Source organism: Tropicimonas sp. S265A (assembly GCF_049800835.1).
GTDB lineage: Bacteria > Pseudomonadota > Alphaproteobacteria > Rhodobacterales > Rhodobacteraceae > Dinoroseobacter.
Genome location: NZ_JBNAFU010000001.1, coordinates 1475884 through 1490701, shown reverse-complemented (window position 1 = coordinate 1490701; position 14818 = coordinate 1475884). Strand labels below are relative to the sequence as shown.

Annotated in this window: 13 protein-coding genes and 1 tRNA gene; 7 read left to right on the top strand and 7 right to left on the bottom strand. The window is 63.2% G+C overall.

The genetic code is table 11. From position 1 onward, the window contains the following. Positions 1-109 precede the first annotated feature (109 nt). The 4 genes from ACP15N_RS07395 to modA form a co-directional block, all read right to left on the bottom strand. Positions 110-2065 (bottom strand): multiheme c-type cytochrome, encoded by a 1956-nt coding sequence (locus ACP15N_RS07395; RefSeq protein WP_425091571.1) that lies wholly within the window; start codon positions 2063-2065, stop codon positions 110-112. Between the two features lie 104 nt (positions 2066-2169). Beyond that, the gene (gene modC / locus ACP15N_RS07390; protein WP_425091570.1) at positions 2170-3249 is read right to left on the bottom strand and encodes a molybdenum ABC transporter ATP-binding protein; all 1080 of its coding nucleotides are present in this window, start codon (positions 3247-3249) and stop codon (positions 2170-2172) included. Further along, entirely contained in the window at positions 3246-3938 is a 693-nt protein-coding gene (gene modB / locus ACP15N_RS07385; RefSeq protein ID WP_425091569.1) for a molybdate ABC transporter permease subunit, read from the bottom strand. Before modB ends, modC begins: the two co-directional genes overlap by 4 nt. A 6-nt stretch (positions 3939-3944) precedes the next feature. After that, a complete protein-coding gene (gene modA, locus ACP15N_RS07380) occupies positions 3945-4718 on the bottom strand; it encodes a molybdate ABC transporter substrate-binding protein (RefSeq protein ID WP_425091568.1) in 774 nt (257 codons plus the stop codon). Between the two features lie 130 nt (positions 4719-4848). Between modA and ACP15N_RS07375 the strand changes: the two genes are divergently transcribed. From ACP15N_RS07375 to ACP15N_RS07345, 7 genes are all read left to right on the top strand, one after another. Further along, entirely contained in the window at positions 4849-6210 is a 1362-nt protein-coding gene (locus ACP15N_RS07375) for an MFS transporter (RefSeq protein ID WP_425091614.1), read from the top strand. 142 nt (positions 6211-6352) lie between these two features. After that, positions 6353-9214 (top strand): monovalent cation/H+ antiporter subunit A, encoded by a 2862-nt coding sequence (locus ACP15N_RS07370; protein ID WP_425091567.1) that lies wholly within the window; start codon positions 6353-6355, stop codon positions 9212-9214. Between the two features lies 1 nt (position 9215). Then, positions 9216-9581, top strand: a complete 366-nt coding sequence (locus ACP15N_RS07365) for a Na+/H+ antiporter subunit C (RefSeq protein ID WP_425091566.1) — start codon at positions 9216-9218, stop codon at positions 9579-9581. Next, entirely contained in the window at positions 9581-11113 is a 1533-nt protein-coding gene (locus ACP15N_RS07360; RefSeq protein WP_425091613.1) for a monovalent cation/H+ antiporter subunit D, read from the top strand. Before ACP15N_RS07365 ends, ACP15N_RS07360 begins: the two co-directional genes overlap by 1 nt. A 3-nt stretch (positions 11114-11116) precedes the next feature. Beyond that, the gene (locus ACP15N_RS07355; RefSeq protein ID WP_425091565.1) at positions 11117-11608 is read left to right on the top strand and encodes a Na+/H+ antiporter subunit E; all 492 of its coding nucleotides are present in this window, start codon (positions 11117-11119) and stop codon (positions 11606-11608) included. Beyond that, complete coding sequence (locus tag ACP15N_RS07350; protein ID WP_425091564.1) at positions 11605-11874, top strand: K+/H+ antiporter subunit F; 270 nt, start codon at positions 11605-11607, stop codon at positions 11872-11874. Before ACP15N_RS07355 ends, ACP15N_RS07350 begins: the two co-directional genes overlap by 4 nt. A gap of 8 nt (positions 11875-11882) precedes the next feature. Next, entirely contained in the window at positions 11883-12269 is a 387-nt protein-coding gene (locus tag ACP15N_RS07345; protein ID WP_425091563.1) for a Na+/H+ antiporter subunit G, read from the top strand. A gap of 34 nt (positions 12270-12303) precedes the next feature. Here the strand turns inward: ACP15N_RS07345 and ACP15N_RS07340 are convergent. From ACP15N_RS07340 to kdsA, 3 genes are all read right to left on the bottom strand, one after another. Continuing rightward, positions 12304-12378 (bottom strand) — tRNA-Gln (locus tag ACP15N_RS07340). Positions 12379-12468: 90 nt separating this feature from the next. After that, on the bottom strand, positions 12469-13965 hold the full coding sequence (locus ACP15N_RS07335) for a phosphomannomutase/phosphoglucomutase (protein WP_425091562.1): 1497 nt from the start codon (positions 13963-13965) through the stop codon (positions 12469-12471). An 18-nt stretch (positions 13966-13983) separates the two neighbouring features. Continuing rightward, a complete protein-coding gene (gene kdsA / locus ACP15N_RS07330) occupies positions 13984-14817 on the bottom strand; it encodes a 3-deoxy-8-phosphooctulonate synthase (RefSeq protein ID WP_425091561.1) in 834 nt (277 codons plus the stop codon). Between the last annotated feature and the right edge of the window lies 1 nt (position 14818).

Here is a 14818-nt window from a genome sequence, read left to right as displayed (position 1 = left end):
GTAACGTAAGGGAAGTTTCCGCACCGCAGCATGATTCGGCCACTCTTTTCGGAATGGCCGCAGGCTTTTGCCGCCATGCGTGGTTTATGCGCCGCGCAGGGCAGGGTCGCTACTGCGGTGGCAAAAGCCCGTCCTGCGTTGGCAGGCCTCGCAGTTGCGCAAGGATACCAAGCAGGGCAGGATCGTCCGGATTTGCCTCAAGTGCCTCGTTCAGCAAGTCCAGAAGCGTGCGATCCTGCGCCCCGAGGGCCGCGCCGATGCGGATCATCATCACCCAGGCATCAACGCGCTGCGGGTCTTGCGCGACCGCCTCGCGGAAGGCGCTGACAGCAGATCGGAAATCCCGGTTGGTCATCGCGATGCCTGCCAGTTGCAGGTGCGTTTCGGGAAAATCGAGCCGGTTGGAGATGGCGCCGCGCCAGTCATCAAGGGCGTTCTGGTACACCTCTTGCGCAATCGGGGAAAACGCCGACGGATCGGCGTCAAGAAGCGCGCGCGCGGCTTCGATCCTCACGTTCTTGTAGGTGTCTTCCATAAGGGGAAGCAAACGGTCCACACGCACCTCCACCGGCGCGGCGCGTTGCGCCCCGGCGGCGGCGGCGCGCACCAGCGGGTCGGGATCGGACAGCAGCGGGACAAGGTCCTCGGCGGCGGTGAAGCTGCCCGCGCGTTCAACCAGCGAAAGGGCCGTCGCCCGCACGATGCCCGGAACCTGCGTATCGAGGGCCAGCGCAATCAACTCCTCCGAGGCGGCAACCGCATCCTCGCGACCCAAGGCCAGGGTCGTGCCGTAGTGCGGGCCACGCGCGTCACTGTCGGGATACCATTCGATCAGTTGGGCCGCAGCCCAGTCCGGCGTTCGATCGGTGTGGCATTCGGTGCAGGCGTCCGGCGTGCCTGTCTGCGCGGCCAGATCCGGGCGTGGAATGCGGAAGGAGTGATCGGCCCGCCGGTCGTTGCCCATATAGACCTGTTCCACCATGTGGCAGTTCTTGCATTGCGCGCCCGCGCTGCCGTCGGGGTGGAAGTGATGCGACGGCGCGTCATAGTCGGCCAGTTCAAGGCTCGGGTAGTCCGGGTTTCCGGCAAGGCTATGGCATTGCGTGCATACGGCGTTGCCCTCGGCAATCCGCTGGGCAGAGTGTGGGTTATGGCAGTCAAGACAGCCGACGCCCTTCGAATACATCTTTGATTGCAGGAACGATCCGTAGACGAAAACCTCCTCCAAGATCTGCCCGTCCGGGTGATAGAGCCCCTCGCGCAGCAGGGCCAGATTGTAGTCATCGTGGAAGGCCGACCCTGGCATTGGGTTGCCATCCAGATGCGCCTCTCTGCGGGAGTGGCAAGTGGCGCATTGCTGGATCGTTGCCTCCGTATCGGAGAAATCCATTGCAAACCCGTAATTCTGCGGCGGTGCAGGCTGCGGCGTGGATTGCGCCCAATTAACGTGCGTGGACCCGGGGCCATGGCACGCCTCGCACCCCACGCCGATCTCCACCTGGGTGGAGGCATAGCTGCGTGACCGGAGGATGTAGTTCTTTTCGAACCCCGTGGCGTGGCAAGCCGCACAGCGCGCGTTCCAGTTCTTGTAGGGGCCTGACCAGTGGAGCCCGTCCCGCGGGGACAGATCAGAACTGGGGTAGATGTGAAACCAGCCACCCTCTTCGGTATCCCAGACAACGTCGAAGCTTTGCAGACGGCCCGGTTCGGTTTCCAGAACGTATTGCTGCAATGGCTCCACGCCGATGACGGAATGCACCGGGTAATCACGGGTGGTGCCGTCCGGTTCTGTGACCTCGACATGGTGGGCGCCGTCAGGCTCAATCCGGAACCGAGCCTCAAGCCCGCGCAGCGCAAAGGATGTCCCGTCGAAATCGGCGGTGATGTTTTCGGCGGTTGCTTCGGTCCAGGCGCCGGCATGGTGCGAGCCCTGCCAGTCTTGTGCTGCGTCCGTATGGCAATCGATACACGCGCCCGACCCGACATACTCCGCCTCTTGCGCCACGGACGGGATAGCCGACAGAGCCGCCATCTTGGTCAGAAATACGAAAAGCAAAACGCGCATGAGGCATCCCTGTCGATCGCGCCGAATCCCCGTCGGCGTTGGGCCAAAGGTGAACAGAAGCGCCTCGCGGTTACAACGCACAAGTCCGCGCAGTCGGGACCGGATCACCCGACATCCTGCGGGGCCACTGCGACCGATTTCAGCACCGCAAAGCACGACCGCCCGGGGGCCAGATCCAGCGCTGCGGCGGAGCGTTGCGTGACCCGCGCCAGCACGGTTCCGGCGGGCGTGCGCAGCGACACCAGTGTTCCGGGCCCATCACCCGGGCGGATCTGGTCTATTTCGCCCGACAGGATGTTCAGCGCAGACAGCCCCTCGGGTGCGGTGCGCGACAGGATCACGTCCTGTGCCGCGATCCGCACGCGAATCTGCGCGCCGACAGGGCGGTCAAGCTGCGGCAGAAACAGCCGCTGCCCCTGCGCGTCCAACTCGCTCAGCCCGTCCGGGTGGTGGGCCACGACGCGCGCCTCCAGCACCGCACCGGCGGCGCGGACACCTGCCGGCGTGACCATCGGATCGCTCAGCACCTCGATCGCCGGACCCTGGCGCGCAACGCGCCCGTCCTGCAATGCAACCACGGTCGTGGCCAGGCGCGCGACCTCGGCGGCGGCGTGGCTCACGTAGAGGATCGGGATTGCCACCTCGTCCCGCAGCCGTTCGAAATAGGGCAGAATCTCCGCCTTGCGGGCTTCGTCCAGTGCGGCCAGCGGTTCATCCGCAAGGATCAGACGCGGCCGGGCGAGCAGGGCGCGCCCGATGGCCACGCGTTGCTTTTCCCCCCCTGAAAGCGCACCCGGGCGACGGTCCTGAAGCGCGCCGATCCCAAGCAGGTCCACCACCTGATCGAAGTTCGGCCCTGGCGGCCTGCCGCGCGTGAAGACCTGCCCGTAGGTCAGGTTCTGCCGGACCGTCAGGTGCGGGAACAGGCGGCCTTCCTGGAAGATGTAGCCAAGACCCCGTTTGTGCGGCGGCAATGACACTCCGGACGCTGTGTCGAGCAGTACCTCTCCGTTCAGGGAGATCTGGCCGGCGTCGGGTTGCAGCAGACCCGCCACGGCATTGACGATGGTCGTCTTGCCAGATCCCGACCGCCCGAAGAGCACGGTGATGCCCTGCGGGGCCTCGAAGCCCGCATCGAGGGCGAAAGCACCAAAACCATGTTGAAGGTGGACGGACAGCGTCATTGGCCGGAAACCCGTCTGGCGATGCGCCTGGCGACAATTTCGGATGCCAGAAGCGCGCCCATTGCCACGATCACCGAGATGATCACAAGGCGCATGGCAGAGCTTTCACCGCCCGGCACCTGCAAGAAGGCATAGATCGCGGAGGGCAGGGTTTGCGTCTGGCCTGGGATGTTGGACACGAAGGTGATGGTTGCCCCGAATTCTCCCATCGCCTTGGCGAAGGCCAGAATGGCTCCGGCGAGCACGCCAGGCAGGATCAGCGGAAGGGTGATGGTGCAGAACACCCAGGGTCCGGAGGCTCCGAGCGTGGCCGCGGCCTGTTCAAGTTTTGGATCCACCGCTTCGATCGACAGGCGCATGGCCCGGACCATCAGCGGAAAGGCCATCACCCCAGCCGCCAGCGCGGCCCCGGTCCAGCGGAAGGCGAACACGATGCCGAAGCTTTCCAGAAAGCCGCCGATCGGGCCCTGGGTGCCGAAGGTCAGCAGCAGCAGATACCCGGTCACGACCGGAGGCAGGATCAACGGCAGGTGCACAAGCCCGTTCAGAAGCTGACGACCGGGGAACTGCCAGCGCGCCAGTGCATAGGCGGTCAACACTCCGAGCGGAAGGCTGAGCAGCGTGGCCCAGAACGCCACGCGCAAGGACAGGGACACCGCGCTCCATTCCTCGGGGGTCAGCCAATCCATCGCGGTCTATTCGGCCAGAACCGTGAAGCCTTGGGCAAGGAACCTGTCGGCTGCCTTTGGCCCGGTGAGATAGCTGAGCAGGGTATGTGCATGCGCCGACCGCGCGCGCGATGTCAGAGCGGCCGGATAGACGATCGGCGCGTGGGTTGCGGGGTCAATCCGCGCAACAACTGTCACCCGCGTCTCCGCCCGGGCGTCCGTGGCGTAGACGATGCCGAACGGGGCTTCGCCAGTTGCGACCAGCGCCAGCGCAGCGCGTACATTGTCGGCCTGGGCGATCTGCGGGGCAAGCGCATCCCACAGGCCCGCAGCCTCAAGCGCCGCCTTTCCGTAGATGCCGGCGGGTACGGCGCTGACCAGTGCCATCGCCAAGCGCCCGGTGCCCAATTGGCTGGGCAGGTCGGCCAGAGTCAGCTCCGGGGCGTCGGCCCCATGGGCGATAAGAACAAGGCTGTTGCCCAGCATATCCCGGCGCGTTCCTGGTGCCAGATGGCCGTCCGCCCCAAGCAGATCCATCCAGTCTTGATTGGCGGAAATGAACAGATCAGCTGGTGCACCAAGTTGAATCTGGCGGGCAAGCACCGATGATCCGGCATAGGAGGCCGCGGTCTTGACCCCGGTCTCGGCCTCGAAATCGGACAGGGCGGCATCGAGCGCGGTTTTCAGGCTGGCGGCGGCGAACACCGTCACCTCGGCGCGGCCCGCCGATGCGGCAGCCGACCAGAGGCCAAGCGCGCAGACGAGCGCGCAAAAAGGGAACAGCAAAGAGCGGATGCGCATGGCGGAATGGCCTGTCCTGGAACCGTCGGGACTATCGCCGCGCACGGGGGCGCAGGGCAAGGGCAAACTTGGCGGGCGGGCCAAGCTGATGGCTTTACCGACGCGCACGTGGCGGGCTAGCCTGCGCGCGATGTTCTCTGTCCTGGCGCATCCCGCATACCGCCGCCTGTTCGCGGCACAGGTTCTGTCGCTGCTTGGCACCGGGCTCACGACGGTCGCGCTCGGTCTACTGGCGTATGATCTGGCCGGGGCGCAGGCGGGGCTGGTGCTGGGCACCGCACTGGCCCTGAAGATGGTCGTATATGTCAGCGTCGCGCCCGTGGCGGAACTGGTCGCGCGCCGCCTGCCGCGCAAGGCCTACCTGGTGACACTGGACCTGCTGCGCGCGGCGTTTGTGCTGGTTTTGCCATTTGTCACAGAGGTCTGGCAGATCTACGTGCTGATCGTGTTGTTTCAGAGCTGCTCGGCCGGGTTCACGCCGGTCTTCCAGGCGATCATTCCCGACCTGATCGACACAGAGGAGGCGTATACAAAGGCTCTGTCACTGTCGCGTCTGGCCTACGATACCGAGGCGCTTCTGAGCCCTTTGCTCGCAGGGCTCCTGTTGAGCCTGATCAGCTTTCACTGGCTGTTCGTCGGCACGACGCTCGGGTTTCTGGCCTCCGCGCTGCTGGTTGCTGCGGCGGCCCTGCCCGGCTTGCAGGCCGTGTCCGACCCGTCGGGATTTCGGCGGAAACTGCTGCGGGGAAGCTGGATCTATCTTGCCACACCGCGCCTGCGAGGTCTTCTGGCGCTGAGCTTCGCAGTCGCGTCGGCCGGAGCGATGGTCATCGTGAACACGGTGGTTCTGGTGCAGGATCGGTTCGGCGGAACCGAACAGCAGGTCGCGATGCTGTTTGCCAGCTACGGCGCTGGGTCAATGGCCGTCGCGCTTGGCCTGCCGCATCTTTTGCACCTGGTGCCTGAACGGTCTGCCATGCTTGGTGGCGCGGCGGGGCTGGCCATCGGCATGTGCTGTATTCCGTTTCTGCCCGGACTGGCGCCCGCCTTTGGGCTTTGGGCATTTCTGGGAGCGGCGGCGGCCCTTGTTCAAACGCCCGCCGGGCTTTTGTTGCGCCGCTCCGCCCATGCGGAGGACCGACCGGCAGTCTTTGCCGCGCAGTTTGCGCTCTCGCACGCATGCTGGCTTGTCAGCTATCCACTTGCCGGGTGGGGCGGCGTTGCACTCGGCCTGTCGGCGATTTCATTTGTGCTGGCGGCTTGTGTTGTAGGGGCGATTGTTACTGCGGTTCGGCTTTGGCCGGAAAGCGACCCGCTCGTGATCGAACACGAGCACGAGGAGGTGGAGCACGAACACGGCCCGCGCGCCGGGCCGCACCACGCGCTGGGCCAATTGGAGGGCCCCGCCACGGGGCGGCATCGCCACCGGCGCATACGCCATACCCATACGTTCGTGATCGACGACCATCATCCGGTCTGGCCCCGGTCCTGACACAGGGTGTCACAGCGGGATGTCGGGCTGGGCCGACCGGTCGCGCGTCAAACGGTCCTATGCGAAATGCAAAGCTGTGTTTTACAGCTTGCGCCGCCGCGGGTATCCAGTGGTGAAACAAGAAGTTCCATAAGGACGGATAATGAGCCTCGGGGGCCATCTGCTTTTTATCATCGCGCTGCTGCCGTTTGTCGGGGCGCTTGTTCCGGGCCTTATGATCAGAGCTGGCCGGACGGCCTGCGCGACGTTCACGGCTGTTCCGACCGCGCTGGCCTTTATCATGCTTCTGACGCTGGCCCCGGCGGTCATGCGCGGCGAGGTGATCCAGGCAGAGATCGAATGGCTGCCACAACTCGGCCTGTCGGTGTCTTTCTTCCTTGATGGCTTGGGTCTGCTGTTTGCGGGCATGATCCTTGGCGTCGGGCTGTTGATCACGCTTTATGCGCGGTTCTACCTGTCCAGCCAGGATCCGATGGGGCAGTTCTATACCTATCTGCTGTTGTTCCAGGGGGCGATGCTGGGCATTGTCATTTCGGATAACATCTTGCTTTTGCTGATTTTCTGGGAGCTGACTTCGCTGTCTTCGTTCCTGCTGATCGGTTATTGGAAGCATTTGCCCGAAGGGCGGCAGGGAGCACGTATGGCGTTGGCGGTCACCGGCGCGGGCGGGCTGGCGATGATCGGTGGCATGCTGATCCTCGGCAATATCGCGGGCAGCTATAATCTGACGGACATCCTGCAAGCGGGCGACGCGATCCGCGCGTCCGAGTGGTACCTGCCCGCACTGATCCTGATCCTGCTGGGCGCGTTCACCAAATCCGCCCAGTTCCCGTTCCACTTCTGGCTTCCCCATGCGATGGCCGCTCCGACGCCGGTGTCGGCCTATCTGCACTCGGCAACGATGGTGAAGGCGGGTGTGTTCCTGATGGCGCGGATGTGGCCGGTCCTGTCCGGGACGGATGCGTGGTTCTACATCGTGGCGACAACAGGGTTGATCACCATGGTTCTGGGCGCGCTGATCGCGCTGTTCAAGGATGACCTGAAAGCGCTGCTGGCCTTTTCAACCGTCAGTCATCTTGGGCTTCTGACAATGCTGTTGGGCTTTGGAACCACGGCCGCGGCGGTGGCGGCGGTGTTCCACATCATCAACCACCTGACGTTCAAGGCCGCGCTCTTCATGACCGCCGGTATTGTCGACCATGAGACCCATACCCGCGACATAAAGCGGCTCGGCGGGCTCCGGCACTTGATGCCGGTAACCTTCGTCATCGGAACAGTTGCAGCCCTGTCGATGGCGGGTATTCCGCTCTTCAACGGGTTCCTGTCCAAGGAACTGATGCTGGAGGAGGCTGCTCACACAGATTGGTTCGGCAGTCACTATGCGGTGCCCGTCGTGGCGACATTCGGCGCGCTTTTGTCGGTGGCCTATTCGTTCCGCTTCGTGGCGCATGTCTTTCTTGGACCCAAGCGTGACGATTATCCGCATACGCCCCACGATCCGCCTTTCGGCATGTGGGCCTCGCCTGCGCTGCTGGTTTTTCTGGTGGTCCTGATCGGCGTTGCGCCGTTCCTGGCCGAGGGACTTGTGACGGTTGCGGCCAACGCAGTGACCGGGGCGGACCTGCACCCACATCTTAAAATCTGGCATGGTTTGACGCCCGCGTTGTGGATGTCCGTCGTGGCCACGATCGGCGGCGCGCTGCTACTGACGCAGCACCGGGTGCTCGACCGGGTCTGGATCGCCGCCCGCCGGCCAGAGGCAAAGGCCATCTTCGATCGGCTTGTCGCGGCGCTTGTATCCGCGGCGCGTGGCATTACCGACCGCACCCATAACGGCGCGATCAGCCGGTATCTTGCGATTTTCACCGTCGCATCCGTTGCACTTGGGTGGATCGCCTATTCCGGCAGTGGGCTGTCCGCGCCGACGCGCGGGCTGCTGCCTGTGCCGCTGGTGATCGCGATAGGCTGGGTGATGCTGGTGGTTGCAACTGTCTCGGTGGTTGTGATGCATCACCACCGGTTCCGCGCGCTGGTCCTGATCGGGATCATCGGATTGTCGATCTCTGCCGGGTTCGTGTACCTCTCTGCGCCGGATCTGGCTCTGACGCAGATCTCGGTCGAGACGGTGACGATCATGCTGCTTCTGCTGGCGCTGCACTTCCTGCCGCAACTGACCCCGAAGGAAAGCCCGATGGGCCTCAAGATCCGGGACGGCGCGATTGCGCTTGCTGCGGGCGGCGGGGTTGGCGGGCTCGCCTATGCCTTCCTGATGCGCGACATCGAAACGATTTCGGGGTTCCACATCGCCAACAGTTATGAGGGCGGAGGCGGCACAAACGTGGTCAACGTGATCCTCGTGGATTTCCGGGGCTATGATACCTATGGCGAGATCATCGTGCTTGGCATTGCCGGGCTCGTGATTTTTGCGCTGATGCATGCACTGCTGGATGGACCCGCTGCGAAGCGGCTGAGGCAACTGGATTACGGCTATGACCGGTCGCGCGACCGTCACCCGCTGATGATGGTCGTCGTGACCCGCGTGCTGATGCCGATTGCGGTTGTGGTCGGGGTCTATATCTTCCTGCGGGGCCATAACGAGCCCGGTGGCGGGTTCGTCGCCGGTCTGGTGATCGCCATCGCGCTCTTGATGCAGTACATGGCGTCAGGCTTCGCCTGGACGCAGGAGCGCAAGAAGATCGAGTATCATACGATGATCGGCATCGGCATCGTGATAGCCGGGCTTACGGGCGTGGGTGCATGGCTTGCCGGGCGCCCGTTCCTGACGAGCGCGTACACCTACGTCCACCTGCCTCCGATCGAGGAGTTCGAACTCGCGACCGCCATGCTGTTTGATCTTGGCGTGTTCCTAACCGTGTTGGGGGCGGTGATGCTGATGCTCTACAGCTTGTCGCGGATCGCGCGTTTTGCCGGAGAGACGGTGAACGTCGAGCCGATGGATTACGACCCGGGCGAACAGGCCGCCGAAGCGAAGGCGGGCTCCTGATATGGAAGTTATTGTCGCAAGCACGGTGGGCGTTCTGACGGCGGGTGGGGTCTACCTGCTTTTGCGGTTGCGCACCTTCCCGGTGATCCTTGGCCTTGCGTTGTTGTCGTACGCGGTCAACGTGTTCCTGTTCGCCAGCGGACGGCTGGCCATCGACATGTCACCGATCCTGTCGAAGTACGGCGACGGCGTTTATACCGACCCGCTACCGCAGGCGCTCGTTCTGACGGCTATCGTCATCTCGTTCGGAATGACGGCGGTGTTGGTGATGATCGGCCTGGGCGCGTATCTCGAAGCCAACAGTGACCGCATCGACATCGACAGCGACGAAATGGATGCGGACGCCAAAAAGGATGCGCAGGCATGATGATGCACTGGATCATCCTGCCCGTCGTCTTGCCTGCGTTGCTTGCGCCGCTGATCGGTTTCGTCATGCGTCACGACATGACATTGGCGCGCGTGGCTTCGGTCACGGGCACCGTGCTTTTACTGGCCACTGCCATTGGGCTGGCCGCGCTCGCGGCAGATGGGGCGACGCATATCTACCGGCTTGGCAACTGGCCCGCGCCCTTCGGGATCGTCCTTGTTCTGGATCGGTTGTCGGCGCTGATGATCCTGCTGACCGCGTCGCTGGCTCTGATCGTGTTGATCCATGCCATCGCCACCGGGTGGGACGCGCGGGGGCGGCATTTTCATGCCCTGTTCCAGTTCCAGCTCATGGGGATATGCGGCGCATTCCTGACCGGCGACATTTTCAATCTGTTCGTGTTCTTCGAGGTCCTGCTGATTGCCTCCTATGGGTTGATGATCCATTCGGGTGGGCGTGACCGGATGCGCGCGGGCCTGCAGTACGTCGTGATGAACCTCGCCGGGTCCACCCTGTTTCTGTTTGCGCTCGGCACGCTCTACGCCTCCACCGGGACACTGAACATCGCTGACCTGGCAGCCCGCATCCCCGAGATCCCGCCCGAGGAAGCCTCGCTCGTGCGTGTCGCGGCGATGCTTCTGATGATCGTGTTTGCAGTTAAGGCCGCACTTTTCCCGGTGCAGTTCTGGTTGCCCGCTACCTATGCGAACGCCCCCGCACCTGTGGCCGCGCTGTTTGCAATCATGACCAAGGTCGGGGCCTACGCGATCCTGCGCATCCATACGACAGCCTTCGGCCCAGGCAGTCCGGGCACAGAGGATCTGGCGAGCACGTGGCTCTTCCCGGCCGCCATCGTGACCATCGCCATCGGCGCATTCGGCGTTCTGGGTGCGCGGCGCCTGATGCCTTTGATCGCGTTTTCCGTGGTCGGATCCATGGGGACGCTGCTGGTCGCGGTCGCGGCGTTCTCGCCGACGGCCACGACCGCTGCGCTCTACTACATGGTGCACTCGACCTTTGCAGCGGCCTGCCTGTTCCTGATTGCCGATCTTGTTGTCACCCAGCGCGCGGCGGACACTCTGAACCCGGTGCCTGCGACCGTGCAGAACGGATTGTTTGCCGCACTCTTCTTTGCTGCCGCGATTGCAATGGCAGGGATGCCGCCGCTGAGCGGGTTCCTCGGCAAGTTGCTGGTTCTGGATGCCCTGCGCGACCCGGGTGCCATGGTCTGGGCCTGGTCGGCCATCCTTGGGGGGTCGCTGCTGACGATAGTCGGGTTCGCTCGCGCGGGCAGTGCTCTGTTCTGGAAATCGACCGCTTTGGCAGGGCAGGGCGGTGACGCCTCTTCCGCGCCAGCACAGATCAAGGCTGGTCCGACACAGCTGGCCCCCACGATGGTTGCCATCGCGGTTCTGGCCGGTCTGGCGGCTTTTGCGGGGCCGGTGGCGTCCTATCTGGAGGCGACATCAACACAACTGTTTGACCGTGCGGGTTACATTGCCGCCGTTCTCGACCCCGCTACGGAGGAGTGATTCATGTTGGCCCGCTTCATCCCACATCCTATCCTGAGCGTGACGTTGGTGCTGGTCTGGCTGGCCCTCGTGAACACATTCACCCTTGGCAACCTGATCCTCGGCTCCGCGCTGGGGCTGTTCATTCCGATGCTGACCGCCGCCTACTGGCCGGATCGACCCCTGATCGGACGGCCCCTGAAGATCGCCGAATACATCCTGATCGTGCTGTGGGATATCGTCGTCGCCAATGTGCAGGTCGCGATGATCATCCTGTTTCGACCCAAACCGTCCATCCGGTCGGAATGGATCGTCGTCCCGCTTGAACTCACCTCGGCCGAGGCGATCACGGTCCTTGCCGGGACGATCACCATGACGCCTGGCACCGTTTCCACCATGCTGTCGGCGGATGGGGGCTGTATCCTGGTGCACTGCCTGCATACTGACGACCCGGACAGTGTCCGGGACGAGATCAAGCAGCGCTACGAACGCCGCCTCAAGGAGATCTTTCAATGATCGAATATGCTTTGCTGTTTGCCGCGGGGTGTTACGGGCTTGCCCTGCTGATCGACCTCTGGCGGATCGCCGTTGGCCCAGACGCGGCCGATCGCATCCTTGCGCTGGATACGATGGTCATCAACGTCATTGCCCTTCTGGTGCTCTACGGGGTCTGGCGAGGCACCGCGATCTACTTTGAAGCCGCGATGCTGATCGCAATGGTCGGTTTCGTGTCCACCGTTGCCTATTGCCGCTACTTGCTGCGCGGCGACATCATCGAGTGAGGTAGACCATGAGTTTTGTCGCAGAACTCCTCATTGCGCTTTCCCTGGTGATCAGCGGGGTCTTCGGGTTCGTCGGGTCCTACGGATTGGTGAAACTCAAGGACACGGTGCAGCGTTTGCACGCCCCGACCAAGGCGACAACCCTTGGTGTGGGCGGGGTCTTGATCGCCTCCATGATCTTCTTCTACGCGGAGACGGGATATATATCGGTGCACGAGTTGCTGATCACACTATTCCTGTTTCTCACGGCGCCGATCACGGCGAACTTCATCGCGAAGGCATATCTGGCGCGGAACACCGGCGATACCGAATTGCCGCAAAGCACCGGAGCGTTTGGATGGTCGGTCTACGACGATCCGCCTGAAAGCACACCGAAGTCAGCCGACCAGTCCTGACACCTGTCCCCGTCGCTCGGGATGTAGAAAGAGATGGCTGGGGTGGTAGGATTCGAACCTACGGTACACGGTACCAAAAACCGCTGCCTTACCGCTTGGCTACACCCCAACAGTGGCGATGGGGATACGATCCTCCCCGAGGTTGTGCAAGACCTTTCGCCAAAAAAATCTACCGGAAACAGACCTGACCCGGATGGTTTCAGATTTTCTGATCGTACTCGCCGACCGCGTCCTCGGTTTGCACGATCGCGTCGAGGTCATTGAATATCGCGCGCATTTCCGCATCGCTCTCGGGGCTTTCGCATACCACGACCAGATTGGGGGTATTGGACGACGCGCGGACCAGTCCCCATGCGCCGTTATCAAGCATTACGCGCGCGCCGTTCACGGTCACGATGCCAGAGATGCCCCGTCCGCCAATCTTGCCGCCTCTGGCTGCGTGGTCTTCGATCTTGGCCACGATCCGCGCGAGGACGTCGTATTTCTCGGTGTCCGGGCAGAAAGGCGACATCGTGGGCGTGGACCATGTTTTCGGAAGAGCCCTGCGCAGGTCTGAAACGCTGCGCCCGGGGTTGCGGTCCATCAGCTTGCAGAACTCGACCGCGACCCGCATGCCGCAGTCATATCCGCGCCCGATCGGGTGCGCGAGAAAGTAATGCCCGGATTTTTCAAACCCGGCGAGCGCGCCGATCTCCTTCACGCGGCGCTTCATGTGGCTGTGCCCGGTTTTCCAGTAATCCGCCTTCACGCCGTTCTTGATCAACTCGGGGTCGGACGCGAACAGGCCCGTTGATTTGACATCTGCAACGAAGGTTGCGCCGGGGTAGAGCTTGGCCAGATCACGGGCCATGATAACCCCGACCTTGTCGGCAAAAATCTCTTCGCCTTCGTCATCGACCAGACCGCAGCGATCCCCGTCCCCGTCGAACCCGAGCGCAAAGTCGGCGCCGGAGGCTTTTACGGCCGCAGCCATGTCGTGCAGCATTTCCAGCGCTTCGGGGTTCGGGTTATAGGTCGGAAAGGTGTAATCAAGGTCCGTGTGCAGCGGCACTACGTCGGCGCCCAGCCGTTCGAGGATCGCAGGCGCAAACCGTCCGGCCGTCCCGTTGCCAGTCGCGCAGACAACCTTCAAAGGGCGTGACAGGCGAAAATCCCCGACGAGGTCGGCGATATATGCCTCTTCGATCCCGTCTACCCTGCTGATGGCGCCACCCGCACGGGGCACACCCTGGCCACCCAGCACGATGTCACGCAGTTCGGACATTTCCTCCGGGCCGTGGGTCAGGGGGCGGTCGAACCCCATCTTGACCCCAGTCCAGCCGTTCGGGTTGTGCGATGCGGTGACCATCGCGACCGCAGGTACATCGAGGAAGAACTGGCTGAAATACGCCATGGGGCTGAGTGCGGGGCCAATGTCACGAACCGTGATCCCGGCTTGCATCAGGCCGATCATCAGGGCGTTCTTCACCGACAGCGAATAGTCGCGATAATCGTTGCCAACCGCGATCTCAGGCTTGATCCCGCGGCGGTGTATCTGAGTGCCAAGGCCAAGTCCCAGAGCGGTGACGCCGGGCAGATTGATCTCGTCAGGGAAACGCCAGCGCGCGTCATACTCTCGAAACCCGGTTGGTTTGATCATCGGCTCAAGCAGAAACTCCCAGGTGTTCTGGGCAACGTCAGCAAGCGGTGTGGTCATGTCGGGGTCCTTGATAGCTTAGACCCGCAAGGGATCTTCTTTTGCGAGTCGGTCGAACCGCATGAGGCTTCGGACCAGCCCGGGCATGTCCGTCAGGGCGATCATGTTCGGCCCGTCAGACGGGGCGTTGTCCGGGTCGGGGTGCGTCTCGATGAATACGGCTGCGATGCCCAGGCTGACGGCGGCGCGGGCCATCACCGGTGCGAATTCGCGTTGCCCCCCGGACGAAGTGCCCTGACCGCCGGGTTGTTGCACCGAATGGGTGGCGTCCATCACCACCGGGTAGCCTGTACGCATCATCGTGGGCAGACTGCGCATGTCGGTCACGAGCGTGTTGTAGCCAAAAGATGCCCCGCGTTCGGTCAGCAGGATCCTGTCATTGCCTGTCGAGGCAACCTTCGCGGCGACGTTGGCCATATCCCAGGGGGCCAGAAACTGGCCCTTCTTGATGTTGATCACCGCGCCGGTTTTGCCTGCGGCCAGCAGCAGGTCTGTCTGACGGCACAGAAAGGCAGGGATTTGCAGGATATCGACGGCCTGCGCCGCTGGCGCGCACTGATCGGGGGCGTGTACGTCGGTCAGCACGGGCACGTTGAGCGTGCTGCGGATGTCGGCCAGGATCTCCAGACCGTCGGACATGCCCAAGCCCCGCATGCCGGAAACGGACGTCCGGTTTGCCTTGTCATAGGAGGCCTTGAACACGTACCCGGCCCCGGCGTCGGCGCAAGCCGCCCGCATGGCTTCGGCAATCTCCAAAGCGTGGCTGCGGCTTTCCAGCTGGCAGGGACCGGCAATGATCGTCAAAGGCAGATCGTTGCCGATTTCCAGCCCGCGCAGGTCTATGGTTTTCATA

What these genes read in the sequence shown, in the direction of transcription:
- ACP15N_RS07345 (WP_425091563.1), top strand. Translation starts at nt 11,883, where the DNA reads ATGAGTTTTGTCGCAGAACTCCTCATTGCGCTTTCCCTGGTGATCAGC.
- ACP15N_RS07360 (WP_425091613.1), top strand. Translation starts at nt 9,581, where the DNA reads ATGATGCACTGGATCATCCTGCCCGTCGTCTTGCCTGCGTTGCTTGCG.
- ACP15N_RS07335 (WP_425091562.1), bottom strand. Translation starts at nt 13,965, where the DNA reads ATGACCACACCGCTTGCTGACGTTGCCCAGAACACCTGGGAGTTTCTG.
- ACP15N_RS07375 (WP_425091614.1), top strand. Translation starts at nt 4,849, where the DNA reads ATGTTCTCTGTCCTGGCGCATCCCGCATACCGCCGCCTGTTCGCGGCA.
- ACP15N_RS07395 (WP_425091571.1), bottom strand. Translation starts at nt 2,065, where the DNA reads ATGCGCGTTTTGCTTTTCGTATTTCTGACCAAGATGGCGGCTCTGTCG.
- ACP15N_RS07355 (WP_425091565.1), top strand. Translation starts at nt 11,117, where the DNA reads ATGTTGGCCCGCTTCATCCCACATCCTATCCTGAGCGTGACGTTGGTG.
- modC (WP_425091570.1), bottom strand. Translation starts at nt 3,249, where the DNA reads ATGACGCTGTCCGTCCACCTTCAACATGGTTTTGGTGCTTTCGCCCTC.
- ACP15N_RS07370 (WP_425091567.1), top strand. Translation starts at nt 6,353, where the DNA reads ATGAGCCTCGGGGGCCATCTGCTTTTTATCATCGCGCTGCTGCCGTTT.
- ACP15N_RS07365 (WP_425091566.1), top strand. Translation starts at nt 9,216, where the DNA reads ATGGAAGTTATTGTCGCAAGCACGGTGGGCGTTCTGACGGCGGGTGGG.
- modB (WP_425091569.1), bottom strand. Translation starts at nt 3,938, where the DNA reads ATGGATTGGCTGACCCCCGAGGAATGGAGCGCGGTGTCCCTGTCCTTG.
- ACP15N_RS07350 (WP_425091564.1), top strand. Translation starts at nt 11,605, where the DNA reads ATGATCGAATATGCTTTGCTGTTTGCCGCGGGGTGTTACGGGCTTGCC.
- modA (WP_425091568.1), bottom strand. Translation starts at nt 4,718, where the DNA reads ATGCGCATCCGCTCTTTGCTGTTCCCTTTTTGCGCGCTCGTCTGCGCG.
- kdsA (WP_425091561.1), bottom strand. Translation starts at nt 14,817, where the DNA reads ATGAAAACCATAGACCTGCGCGGGCTGGAAATCGGCAACGATCTGCCT.